This window comes from Nostoc sp. (assembly GCF_036919675.1).
Taxonomy (GTDB): Bacteria; Cyanobacteriota; Cyanobacteriia; order Cyanobacteriales; family Nostocaceae; genus Nostoc.
This window is the reverse complement of sequence record NZ_JBALCP010000030.1, coordinates 95593-107702: the sequence shown is the minus strand read 5'-3', so window position 1 is coordinate 107702 and position 12110 is coordinate 95593. Positions and strand designations below refer to the sequence as shown.

Sequence of the window (12110 nt, the reverse complement as noted above, 5' to 3'; positions counted from 1 at the left end):
ATAATTGCTTTTGGTAGCTCCCGATATTTCGTGATAGATGTACTACCTTTCTCCAGTCAATTTTAGTAAAAAAACATACATTGTGTTTACGGAGTAGAGGATAACACACGAATGCCTACTGTCAACACCCAAACGGAAAATCTTAACACCAAATTCACGGCTGATATGGTGCGAACCTATCTGCGGGAAATTGGGCGTGTACCACTGCTAACCCGTGAACAAGAAATTGTCTATGGGAAGCAGGTGCAACAAATGATGAAGTTGATCGACGCCAAGGAAGCTTTGGCGAAGAAGCTGCACCGGGAACCGAATATGTCAGAGTGGGCTGACCAGGTTCAAGAATCGGAAACTGAGGTACAACAAACGGTGGCGCAAGGTAAGCGGGCAAAGCAAAAAATGATCGAAGCGAATTTGCGCTTGGTCGTTGCTATTGCCAAGAAGTACCAAAAGCGGAATATGGAGTTTCTGGATTTAATTCAGGAAGGAACACTAGGATTAGAGAGGGGTGTAGAGAAATTTGACCCAATGAGGGGTTATAAGTTCTCGACTTACGCTTACTGGTGGATTCGCCAAGCGATTACCCGGGCGATCGCTCAACAAGGTCGCACCATTCGGTTACCGATCCACATTACCGAGAAACTGAATAAAATCAAGAAAGTACAGCGTGAGTTGGCTCAAACCTTGGGGCGATCGCCTACTCCAGCCGAAATTGCCAAAGAATTGGAACTAGAACCTGCTCAGATCCGTGAGTATCTGAACATGGCCCGTCAACCAGTGTCTTTGGATGTTAAAGTTGGCGATAACCAGGATACTGAGTTGCAAGAAATGCTCGAAGATGGCGGCCCATCGCCAGAGTATTACACCAACCAGGAATTCTTACGCCAAGACTTGAACAACCTGCTAGCAGAACTAACCCCGCAACAGCGAGAAGTTTTAGCCCTACGCTTTGGTTTAGAAGATGGTAATGAAATGTCATTGGCGAAAGTGGGTGAGAGATTGAATCTCAGCCGTGAACGTGTCCGCCAGTTAGAGCATCAGGCTTTGGCTCATCTGCGTCGCCGTCGGGCCAATGTCCAAGAATACGTTGCTAGCTAGAACTAGAGACGCGGGATTTCGCGTCTCTACACCACCTTGGTGACGCGCCTCTTGAATTCAGGGGGCGATTTTTTTATGCTGACAACCAGGAAAATATTTGGATTTGACGCGGTAGGGGCACAGTTAATTAAATAAAAACTTTCGTTTTTGACAGTTTTATTTTTTGGACAATAGACAATAGTAATATAAGTCGTTAACAAAGTCTTTGACAATTAAAACTTGGTTATGATTTAAGTAAGTTATAGAGAACTTAGTTAGTTTTTTAACAGGAGAAGTAGGGTGCTTAACAACCTTTATCAGTTCTTATCTCCCCGTCAGTGGGGAATTTCCCTAGCAGGCTTAGGCTTACTTCTCGGTTTGGGCTTTATAGGCAAGCAGACTCAACTAGTACCGATTAGAGATTCGCCATTATCATCGGCTCAGATTCAGAAAAGCTCCCAAACCTCTCTATTGTCGCAACTAAGAATAGTTAGAGAGCAGAGAAGTCAACTAAAAGGGGCTGCTGGAGAGAGAGATTTTTTTATGCATAAGAGCGGAAAAACCTTCCCCACAACCACAGCATTGGTTCCAGGTTCTCAGGAAGCGACAAAAGGCGCAGAAGTTTTACCAAAAGCGAATTTTCCTGTAAAAGATGGGATTTATCTCTATGGCCAATCCCCAAAACCAAACCAGCTTGGTCAAGGTTACATCATATTTGAAAAGCAGCAGGGCAAGGTAACTGGTGCATTGTATATGCCCGACTCAGAGTTTAATTGTTTTCAGGGTACACTCAACCAGTCAGGAGAGTTGGCGATGACGGTTAATGGTTCGTCAAATGAAGCCAGTTCTACTCAGTCGAATCAGGTAGCTGCAAGCAGTAAACTGCCTCAAGTCAGTGAAGATGAGTTCAGCAATTATCCTTACTCGGTGGCTCTGCAAGACTTTTATCAGTTAAATTCCATCACAGCTAGCGATCGCCGCACATTACAAATGTGTAAATAATCTCCAACTTAATACTCAATTCCTGGTTGCGCCTTAACGCCTTGATCGCGGAAAGGGTGCTTAACTAGGGTCATTTCGGTTACCAGGTCAGCACGCTCAATTAAACCAGCTGGTGCGCCTCTACCTGTGAGAATAACGTGCTTGTTAGCTGGTTTTTCTGCCAAACCCGCTAAAACGTCCTCTAATGGTAAATAAGCCATTTTGAGGGCAATATTAATTTCATCTAACAACACCAAATGGAAGTCTGGGCTGCGAATATATTCTAATGATTTTTGCCAAGCGGCGCTAGCTTTATCGAGGTCGCGATCGCGGTCTTGAGTTTCCCAGGTAAAGCCTTCGCCCATTGCATGAAATTCTAACTGGTCTTCCCAATAACTGAAAACCCTTTTTTCAGAAGGTTCCCAGCTTCCCTTAAGAAATTGGACGATCGCTACTTTATACCCGTGACCAAGCGATCGTAACACCATCCCCAAAGCCGCAGTAGTTTTACCCTTACCGTTACCAGTATTTACAATAATTAACCCTTTTTCTGGTACAGCTTGTGCTATCCGCTGATCCTGCACTTCCTTACGCCGCTGCATCTTTTTGCGGTACTGTTCATCAGTCAGAGATGAAGACATTACCTGATCAATCAAGCGCCCAATTTCTGGGTCTTGGTTTAATTCTTGTGGTGTATCGTTTTTCATCAACCTTGTTTAGAAATAACTGTTAAAACTTTTGACAATGATCCGAAATTCTGTTTAAAATTTGATTCTAAGTAAATCACATAATTGAATATGTCCAGTAAGATTTTATAGAAAAATATTGAGCCTGTGTTAGCTTTTCAATATTATTTGCCGACAAGTATGTAAAACTAATGATATACAAACTGAACTTATAATTCGAGTTAAATATTACTGTTTTAAATAATTTCATATGTTCATTAAAGCACTTTCTCAGTAGAATTTTGTTATTCTCTCCTTTGATACAGTCATCAGTTAGACTACGAACTGAGCGCGTTAGCTTAACTATCAGGGGTATGATGTCTGATGTCGGGAATTGTGCGTTTATGGATGCTGTTGTGTCCATTTTTCCCATAAAGGGCGCACATCCTCTGGTTGTCCATCATAGTTGAGCAATTGGTCTGAAATTATCACCCATGATTGGGCACTCCGTGTCCAGATGTTACCCACTGGGCGTAACCAACTTGTATCATCTAACGTTCCAGCTTTGACGTTGATAGTATTTGAGTTGTAAGTCCGTTCATGGAACAATCGCGTTCCGCAGTCGCCACAGAACAAGTTATTTACTTCACGTCCGCTATCATTTTTCCGAGTCCAAGCTTTCGGTTTTCCCTGAACAATCACAACAGCATCTCGTGAAACAGTAAGAGACATTCCAAAGGCACTAGAGGATTGTTTCTGACACTCCTTACAGTGGCATAGATAAAGGGTTAACGGTTGGGCATGAATTTCGTAACGAATCTGCCCACATTGACAACCTCCAGTATATGGAAGACTCATAGGTTTTATCTCCTTACAATTGATATTGCTTGATTGTAGCGAAAACTATCTCAATCTTGAAACTGGTTGTAGGAAATACAATCAACTCATAAGTTTATCCAATGTCGTTTGCCGAATGAGTCTTGATGCTCACCCAAAATTTCGTTATTTCCCCAAATCAACCAGGCTTCTAATAAGTTGAAATAGCGTTCTGTTAGGTTGAGATTTCACCATGATTCTAAGGTGGCTGCGTCTAATATTAAAACCTGCTTCTTACCTTGGGATCTAATTTTGGCTATCCCAGAACTGCGTAATAACAGATGTAGTCCATTAATATAGGGGTATGAATAGTAACACTCGTCTACAGATGATTTTAGCTGATACACCTATTGATACAGTATTAAGAGCGATCGCTCAACTAAATCTACCTAACTGGTGGTTAGCCGGAGGTGCAGTCAGAAACACTGTTTGGGCTTCAATTTTTGGCAATGGCTGTGGGTTAGGTATTAAAGATTTTGATATTGCATTCTTTGATATAGAAGGGAATCGTTCCCAAGAACTAGCAGCAAAGGCGACTCTTACAGAACAATTTCCTAATCGCGAGTTTGATGTCAAAAATCAAGCTAGTTTTGCTCGTTGGCGTCTTGGTAGCAGACCCTACACTAGTACAGAGGATGGCATCACAAATTGGCTGCACACTGCTACTGCTGTGGGAGTTCGACTAGATGCACAAGGTCAATGGCAATTTTTCACTCCTTACGGCTTAGATGACCTGTTTGACGGCATTATTCGACCGACGCCAGCACATACGCATAACCTAGAGGCTGATAACAAGGCATCTGGGTTTTTACAAAAGTGTCCTTATCTGCGGTTGGCGTAAAAGTTACAGTTGGGTTATAGCCAAATACACCTCGCTTAAAGTAGTAATCGCTCAGACATGAATTTTCAAACAACCTCTAAGCGTTAGCAAAGCTGTAAAATCATTCTTTATTCTGTTTGATGCGTGAGTAAAGAAGTTCGCGATCGCTCTGAGGATTTACAATTAAGCATGGACTATTACCGACACTTCCATTACTAACAATAACGACAGTAATACCCATCCGGGGACAAACACCTAAACAACTGGTGCTAACAACCCGAAATTCACCCCATAATCCCTCAAACTTTAAACGAGATTTTAACCAATTCTCTAATTCTTCGGAAGCCGTTGAGCCTGACTGCTCGTTTGCACATTGTGAACACACAAGCACCAAACCAAACTCCCATCGCGGAGAAACACTCTTGATAGATGTGTCTAACGGGCGAGAATTTATTAGGCGCGATGGTTGCTCAGAATTGGATGAAAACCTCTTGAGAATACGTTGGAGTAATGCTTTAATCCGCTGGATCAGTTTGTTCATGGATGACCCTACCTATTTATCTGAATAACGTGAACTGAATCAAAAAACCTCTAAGAGGTTTTACTACGCAAATCCGTTCCTCTGTGAGTCCTAAAGGGAGAGACTTGAAATAAAGTTCCAGGCAGGGAGGAGTTCGTCGAACTCACGTTGAACAGGATAGTGTAAATTTCCCCTTTAGTCTGTTCTGGTAGATCATCTAGTTTCAGCAAGAATCAGCGCTTCTGAGCAATTTGCTGCAAGTATGCAATTAGCTGTTTTCCGGCGGTGTCAAAGCCAAGCACCATTCATCCCACGCTCCCCTTGCGGGTGAGGCGTGGGATGAATGTCGGATTAAGCTAAAACCCCGACTACGACTGTGGAACCCACACAGAAACGGAACCAGCAGTGCATCGAAAATCAGCCCAGCCCTCATCATTCGTTGTCACGGATTCGCTGATATGTTCAGTGATGTCAATGTAAGTGCTGTTGGGTTGCCCAACTTCCATCCACTTAGTCCCCTCTTCCCCATTACTCAGAACAACCGCCATACCGCCTGGATGTTCTTCATCTCCTAAGCGTGTCCAGCCAATTGTATTAGGGTGATCGAAATAATCGTATTGGTCGCCATAGGCATAGGTTTGACGAGCGTGCAAAAATTTATCAATTATCCATTGATGACTATCGAGCCAAATCTCATACTCATTCCCATCTGGGCCCTTATCCTTGTAATTAGCACCATAGTAATCCGCATAGAAGATACAGGGATAACCCTCACTTCGCAGTAGGATCAACGCATAAGCCAACGGTTTAAACCAGCTTTCTACTACAGACTCCAACGACTGCAAGGGTTGAGAATCATGATTTTCTACTAAGGTGACTGCTAAAGTAGGTTGCTGTTGCACCAAGGTATTATCAAATATCTGCCGCATGTCGTAGTCATTGCCTTGTGTGCTGGCAGCGCTAAAGTTATAGTGCAATGGCGCATCAAACAACATGACATTACCATTGGTAATGTTAAGGAAATGGTGGAGCGCTTCAACTTCATAAGACCAATATTCACCAACGGCAAACAGATCGCGACCTGCCTTTTGGCGACAGTGAATCAGCCATTCTGGGAAAAAGCCAGCTCTAACGTGTTTAACGGCATCAAAACGAAAACCATCTATATTAGTGGTTTCCACAAACCACTCACCCCAGCGATTCAACTCTTCACGAACTTCTGGACTTTCCATATCCAGATCGCATCCCATGAGATAGTCGAAAGCGCCTTTTTCCAGGTCAACGTTGTCGTCAAAGTGTTTATCTTTGAACAGATAAACTGCATTCTCACCTTCGTTGTAAACGTTGTAATCAACTGCGTCGAAGTGCCACCAGTGCCATTCCATATCGGAGTATTTGCCCTGGCGACCTGGGAAGGTAAAGTGAGTCCACACTTTAATCTTTTGCATTTCACCGATCGCCTGGTTGCGATCGTCTGGACTATAGGGCGTTGCTTCCACCTCTTCTTCTTGGTCTGCACCTAACTTGTGGTTGAGGACAACATCAGCATATACTCGAATACCAGCATCTTTTGCAGCCTTGACAGCAGCGATATACTCGTCTTTTGTGCCATACTTTGTCCGAACCGAGCCTTTCTGGTCAAACTCGCCTAGATCATACATATCGTAGACCCCGTAGCCGACATCGTAGCCACCCCCTGTTCCTTTGTAAGCTGGGGGTAACCAAACAGATGTAACACCTGCATCAGCTAACTCTTTGACTTTCTCTTTAAACTCATTCCAAAGATTGCCATCTGGAGGGATATACCAATGGAAGTACTGCATCATTACACCATTCAATTGAGCCATTTGTATCCCTCTAGTCAAATATACGATGGATCTTGATTGTAGCCAAAAAAACTATACTTTAAGTTGTGTTTGATGTTTCTAAAGAGAAACAAAAGTCTACTAAAAAACTGCGATCAACTTATATTGTTTTCTTCTGTGGATGATAGCTCTTCAGCTAGGTTTTTCTGGAGTGCTTCCAATACTGCGATCGGGTCAGCAGCTTGCCGCATCAATTCAGCTTCCGAATCATGGCGATTGATCACATTAGGCAAATCGCTACGGAGTTCTTCTAATAGAGCAATAATCTTGGCAATTTTTTGCTCAGAGAGCAGGTTAAGCTGTAGCATCAGTTGCGCCCGCTGTTCGGCAAAGTTTTCTTGGCGAGTTTGTCGGACCAGCACTCCGGTTGAAATCACCAATGCAGCTGCGTCTAAGCCTTGATCTGACCAGCTAAACGCGGGCAGGTTGAATGGCAAAAAGCCATCAAAAAAACTGCCAAAAATCCAGAGAGCCAGCATGACTAGCAAACTATACATAAATATCGCTCGCCCAAAGAATGTAGCGATCGCTTCTAGTATCCGCTGGTGGGCGGGAATATCTCGAACTTCCTGGCTATGAAGTAAACTAATCGCTTCAATATTTTTTGCAATGGCGTCTGGTAATGGAGCCGTGATCACTTGATTTCGAGAAGCTTTCTCTTTGAGTTCCTTAGCACCTAAAGATAAGTGTTTGTTGGCTGTGTCGTATGCCTTGTGCGTCATGCTGCAACTCCTGAATCTGGATGTTATTCGATTATTACTTATCTTCTGATGCTGTTAGCAAATGGTAAATTGTTTTACAACCAAAATAGTGTTGCTACTGCTTTGGGCAGTGGATCACAATTCACAACAATAAATTTAGCATCATCTCTAGATGCCAATGTGTCGGCCGCATTGTTAATGCGTCGGCTTGCATTAAAAACGCTACGCTTTGACGCAAAACTGTACTAAGCGCAAAGTCCACTGAGGGGATACTCTCCTCGGTGAACTTTGTAAGAATAATTTTCAGACATCAAATCAGCAACGCCTCGCTTTTTACAACTAAAGCGGATCTGCGACTGATGATTCAAACACGCCCATTGGCCCAAGCCGAACCGTGAGTATTTCCACATCAGTGATGGCTATGTGGGGCCCTTGTTGGATGTGGGCTGGCGTGAACCAAAAAATTCCAGCCGAACAACTCTTTCCCCCAGTTTCTACAACTCCTTTCATTACATAAACATACTCATCACAAGGATGAGTATGAATAGGAATCATTGTACCCGCCTTCATTGTTAGCAGGTGTATTGAACCCTGCGATCCAGGCTCGGCTAGGGAGAAAAACTTAGCACCAGGAAATTGCTCAATATCTAGCGATCGCTCAAGGTCAGCTTGAATAAAGGTCTGTTGTGACATGTTATTTACCTCTTTGAATACTAAATTAGTTTTCTAGCATTATGTAAATGTAAGACAAAAAACACTGTGTGGAAGATAATTATGAATCAACAACTTGATCTAAATGAATACAAGCAACAAATTGCGGATTTATACAGTTGCAGAGGTCAAACTTATGATCAGGGCGATTGGCATCCTCGAATTGCTCATCGTCTGGTTGAACATGCACAGATTTGCCAAGGACAGCATGTTTTAGACATTGCAACAGGGACAGGGATGGTGGCGATTAAAGCAGCACAGCTTATCGGTTTTGCAGGTCGAGTTGTTGGAGTGGACATTTCAACTGGGATGCTTGAACAGGCAAAACGCAAGATTGAGGCGTTGGGGCTGAATAATATTGAGCTTGTACTCGCGGATGCTGAGAAACTGAACTTTCCAGCCAACAGTTTTGATGTTATCCTATGTTCCTCAGCCCTGATTTGGATGGTTGACGTTCCTGCGGCATTATGCCTTTGGCATCAATTGCTCAAACCTGGTGGGCTAATTGGCTTTCATGCATTTGCAGACACCGCTTTTGTGGGAGGGGTAACTATGCAAAAAGTCGCCCAAAAGTATGGCGTTTCACTCGCATTCAGTAAACCGACAGGCACCATTGAAAAGTGCCATGACCTACTAAAAACAGCAGGTTTTGAGGCGATTGAAATTAAGTCTGAGCAAGACGGTAGTTATATTAGCCTACAACAGGCAAAGCAGATGTGGTCTGGAGGTTCTCATCCAGCACCTGGACAATTTCCACATCCCATGAAGCAACTCTCATCTGGGCAGTTGGAGAAACTTGAGGCGGAATTTGAAGCAGAATTGGCAGTATTAGTGACGCAAGAAGGCATTTGGAACGATATCACAACTTTTTATACCTTTGGTCGCAAGCCAATAGACTAATACAACGTGAGTTCGATAAACCTCTCCCTGATTTGCACTAAACAGGACTTACGCAAAAAGGTAGTGAAAGCCTTGATTTCCCGTAGGGGCAATTCATGTAGACGCAAAGCGGTGAAGCAGCGCGGTCTTCTCCCAAAGGGAGAGGCTAGCGCCTGCCGTAGGATGCCCGTTCGCGTAGCGTCTCCTTTAGGAGATAGGGCTGTAGGGGGTTTCCCCCATGAGCGACTGCTGTTAGCGCAGCGGTAGCGTTAGCGAAGCGGTAGCGTTCGCGCAGCGTCTCGTAGAGAGGAACGAGCGTCCGTAGGAGCTTCACCCGCAGGGCTTCCCGCAGGGTATTGCCTCTACATTTCGTACTTGATGCCTAAGTCCTACTAACTGGAGTTTAGACTAATTGGATAACGAATTCTACGAGTGCGAGTTTGACTTTCTGGGCATCTAGGGGACTTTCCACGGGGTTTGGGAAGAACAGTCGATGTCCCAATTGCGGCGAAAACTTCTCCCATCCCTTGAGCGCTTTTGAGTAGGGGTACGCTATCGGTGTCGCAGATGTATTTTGCAATGTAGCATTTATGGACTCACACTTAAAAAACCAAGGTGTAGCCTTCTAAGTAAAAGTGATTGCTATCTACGCACTCGTCGAAGTATTTTTACTCAAAGCTTCTACCTTCATCTTTGCATTTACTTTGGAATATTTGCTGAGGGTAGGAGTGGCTAAATCTATGTTTTCCGAAGAAGATGTTGAAATAGACTCATTAGAGCTAATCTCCTCTGGTTGTGAATTTAAGGGTGTTTTTCCTGACCATGAGTAATTGCATATTTGAGTATGAAGTAGTGTACCAAAGGTGACATTAATTACAAAGGCAAAAGAATCTACGAAGATGAAGTCTATAACCCGATTAATCATGAGTTCCTCTTGAACTGATAAAAGTATCAAGTGATGTTTTCATTTGAATTTAACTACACAAGGCATAATGCTTATTCCAAAAATGTTCCGAAATATTTGTAACTTAGGTTTGGTAGCCTGATTACATATATAAAAGGTATTGTGATGATTAGGGATTAGCTTCTGCTAATGTCTAGCACTTTGGGTTTAAAATTTCAATATCACTTTGATTTTATACAACTATTGTATAAATCTCTTACACAATAACTTATGAAAAAAGTCATGAACCTGACCATGACTTTAGCCACAAATTATCGGTTTAGCCAGTTACTAAGGATTGATAAACTCTGGACAATTCTCATCATCCCACCCCAAGGGATATATACCACAAACTATCAAATTGCTGCTTGTACCAACCCTGTGATAGTTAGAGCAACCGATGCAAGCGACTGGTGCAGGTTCTTTGTCATCTAACTCATATTCATCTTCATCAAAATCCACAATTAACGCGCAGTTACAATTTGGATAGTGGTCTATTTCCCTTGAATTGTATTTACTGATAAACCTAGTAGAGGCGCAAAATTCCACTTTGTACCGCAATCTTTCGCGTCTCTACACACCTAAAATTCTCGCTTGGTGAAAAAAACTTGACAGTGAAGTGCTTCAATAGTATATTTGTACTATTAAAGCACTTAAGTGTTGCATAAAACTTTAACACTCCCGACTACGCCAACAGGACAACACAAAATAAATGAAGCTATCTAAGGTAGACTTGAGCAGTTTAATAGCGATCGCTCACTCTGATGGATATTTGCAGTTGTTGCTTGATCGAGGCGACGAACTGGAGTTTTTAGAAATTCCGGCACCGATACAAGCTTATGAAGGATTGCAAGAACTGAACGAAGCTATCACTGAAACGACTGCACTACCCTTTGAAGAAGAACCAATTGTCATGCTACCAGTTGTCTCCTCAATGGCTATGGCTGTAGGCTACGATCGCAACGAACACATTTTGCAAGTTGAGTTTCAAAGTGGATCTGTTTATCAGTACTTAGGCGTAGACGAGGATACTTGGGAAGATTTACATTCCTCTGACTCAGTTGGTAGCTTTTTCAATCAAGAGATTAAAGGTAGATATGACTGCGATCGTCTAGATAATGCAGATTATACTATTGACTAATAATTGGATATAGGGTTTTCAATAATTCTTGTGTTGTCTAGGCTTTAGGTAAAAAGGCTTGGAATTCATTAAGTAGAGCAATTGGCGTTGGGCATTGCCACCAATATCTCAAATGTGCATCACATAGGCTTTTGTGGGTAATACCTACCTGACGATTTGTGGTCTAATCTATTTGAAAAGCATTAGCAAGAGCAACTAAATATACACCAGTAGCGTTTCGTTCAGAGACAATAGAAAAAGCCTACATAGTATCAACGCAGTTATGACGACTACACTTGCCTCTGCTGTTAAACCAAGAGCCGAAGATAGTTTTGCCATTAGCTTTGCACCATTGTCTCTTGAAGAAATCTATGCCAAGTCTGACGATCCAGCCAACGGTGCTGTGGTTATGATGAGTGGCGTGGTTCGCAATCAAACCGATGGTAAACCTGTGGTTGCTCTAGAGTATCAAGCTTACGAACCGATGGCATTGCGGGTATTTTATCAAATTGCTGCTGATATTCGCTTATCTACGTCTGATGTGAATCGCGTAGTGATTCATCATCGCACCGGACGTTTGCAAGTTGGAGAAATTAGCGTTTTAGTAGCAGTGGGTTGTCCTCATCGGAGGGAGGCCTTTGAAGCTTGCCAGTATGCTATTGATACTCTTAAACACAATGCACCCATTTGGAAAAAAGAGCATTGGGAAGATGGTTCTAGCAGCTGGGTGAGTATTGGTGCTTGTGAAACATCAGCAGAAAATTGTTAAGATTTCTGAGCTATTGTCTTCAAACAAGTGCAATCTCTTGAACACGCAGCAATTCATCCAGCAATTAGCGAAGCATGATCTGTGCTGCGCTAGTTGCTGGATGACCTTCTTTAACCTACGTTTATAGGAGATGCCCCATTCGTAGATCCATTTGCAGATAAAAGCTGGGCAGAATCGCTTGGCTTA

At 42.9% G+C, this 12110-nt stretch carries 15 protein-coding genes; 7 read left to right on the top strand and 8 right to left on the bottom strand.

The window, feature by feature from the left end; genetic code table 11:
• The first annotated feature begins 111 nt into the window (after positions 1-111).
• Both V7K49_RS04890 and V7K49_RS04885 read left to right on the top strand, forming a co-directional pair.
• Positions 112-1095, top strand: a complete 984-nt coding sequence (locus V7K49_RS04890) for an RNA polymerase sigma factor, RpoD/SigA family (RefSeq protein WP_334864783.1) — start codon at positions 112-114, stop codon at positions 1093-1095.
• 279 nt (positions 1096-1374) lie between these two features.
• Positions 1375-2076, top strand: a complete 702-nt coding sequence (locus V7K49_RS04885) for a hypothetical protein (RefSeq protein WP_335204725.1) — start codon at positions 1375-1377, stop codon at positions 2074-2076.
• 8 nt (positions 2077-2084) lie between these two features.
• Here the strand turns inward: V7K49_RS04885 and cobO are convergent, their stop codons facing one another.
• Positions 2085-2762: a cob(I)yrinic acid a,c-diamide adenosyltransferase gene (gene cobO, locus V7K49_RS04880; RefSeq protein WP_335204724.1), complete on the bottom strand. Its 678-nt coding sequence runs from the start codon at positions 2760-2762 to the stop codon at positions 2085-2087.
• Positions 2763-3122: 360 nt separating this feature from the next.
• On the bottom strand, positions 3123-3578 hold the full coding sequence (locus V7K49_RS04875; RefSeq protein ID WP_334864788.1) for a GFA family protein: 456 nt from the start codon (positions 3576-3578) through the stop codon (positions 3123-3125).
• A gap of 322 nt (positions 3579-3900) precedes the next feature.
• Here V7K49_RS04875 and V7K49_RS04870 point away from each other — a divergent pair, with 322 nt between their 5' ends.
• Entirely contained in the window at positions 3901-4437 is a 537-nt protein-coding gene (locus V7K49_RS04870; RefSeq protein ID WP_335204723.1) for a nucleotidyltransferase family protein, read from the top strand.
• A 100-nt stretch (positions 4438-4537) separates the two neighbouring features.
• On the opposite strand, the gene V7K49_RS04865 is transcribed toward V7K49_RS04870, so the two are convergent.
• The 3 genes from V7K49_RS04865 to V7K49_RS04855 form a co-directional block, all read right to left on the bottom strand.
• Complete coding sequence (locus tag V7K49_RS04865) at positions 4538-4957, bottom strand: (2Fe-2S) ferredoxin domain-containing protein (RefSeq protein WP_335204722.1); 420 nt, start codon at positions 4955-4957, stop codon at positions 4538-4540.
• Positions 4958-5304: 347 nt separating this feature from the next.
• On the bottom strand, positions 5305-6783 hold the full coding sequence (locus V7K49_RS04860) for an alpha-amylase (RefSeq protein ID WP_335204721.1): 1479 nt from the start codon (positions 6781-6783) through the stop codon (positions 5305-5307).
• A gap of 113 nt (positions 6784-6896) precedes the next feature.
• Positions 6897-7523 carry a DUF1003 domain-containing protein gene (locus V7K49_RS04855; protein WP_335204720.1) on the bottom strand — a complete coding sequence of 209 codons (627 nt, stop codon included), beginning with the start codon at positions 7521-7523 and terminating at the stop codon, positions 6897-6899.
• Between V7K49_RS04855 and V7K49_RS04850 the strand changes: the two genes are divergently transcribed.
• Positions 7515-7751 (top strand): hypothetical protein, encoded by a 237-nt coding sequence (locus V7K49_RS04850; protein WP_335204719.1) that lies wholly within the window; start codon positions 7515-7517, stop codon positions 7749-7751. The two genes, V7K49_RS04855 and V7K49_RS04850, sit on opposite strands and share 9 nt — an antisense overlap.
• A 90-nt stretch (positions 7752-7841) precedes the next feature.
• Here the strand turns inward: V7K49_RS04850 and V7K49_RS04845 are convergent, their stop codons facing one another.
• A complete protein-coding gene (locus V7K49_RS04845) occupies positions 7842-8195 on the bottom strand; it encodes a cupin domain-containing protein (RefSeq protein ID WP_335204718.1) in 354 nt (117 codons plus the stop codon).
• Between the two features lie 81 nt (positions 8196-8276).
• Between V7K49_RS04845 and V7K49_RS04840 the strand changes: the two genes are divergently transcribed.
• Complete coding sequence (locus tag V7K49_RS04840; protein WP_335204717.1) at positions 8277-9113, top strand: class I SAM-dependent methyltransferase; 837 nt, start codon at positions 8277-8279, stop codon at positions 9111-9113.
• Between the two features lie 625 nt (positions 9114-9738).
• On the opposite strand, the gene V7K49_RS04835 is transcribed toward V7K49_RS04840, so the two are convergent.
• Positions 9739-10017: a hypothetical protein gene (locus tag V7K49_RS04835; protein WP_335204716.1), complete on the bottom strand. Its 279-nt coding sequence runs from the start codon at positions 10015-10017 to the stop codon at positions 9739-9741.
• Between the two features lie 309 nt (positions 10018-10326).
• Positions 10327-10497: a hypothetical protein gene (locus tag V7K49_RS04830; protein ID WP_334864803.1), complete on the bottom strand. Its 171-nt coding sequence runs from the start codon at positions 10495-10497 to the stop codon at positions 10327-10329.
• A 250-nt stretch (positions 10498-10747) separates the two neighbouring features.
• Here V7K49_RS04830 and V7K49_RS04825 point away from each other — a divergent pair, with 250 nt between their 5' ends.
• Together V7K49_RS04825 and V7K49_RS04820 are read left to right on the top strand one after the other, a co-directional pair.
• On the top strand, positions 10748-11176 hold the full coding sequence (locus V7K49_RS04825; RefSeq protein WP_334972211.1) for a KTSC domain-containing protein: 429 nt from the start codon (positions 10748-10750) through the stop codon (positions 11174-11176).
• 262 nt (positions 11177-11438) lie between these two features.
• Positions 11439-11924: a molybdenum cofactor biosynthesis protein MoaE gene (locus tag V7K49_RS04820; protein WP_334864807.1), complete on the top strand. Its 486-nt coding sequence runs from the start codon at positions 11439-11441 to the stop codon at positions 11922-11924.
• Positions 11925-12110: the final 186 nt, after the last annotated feature.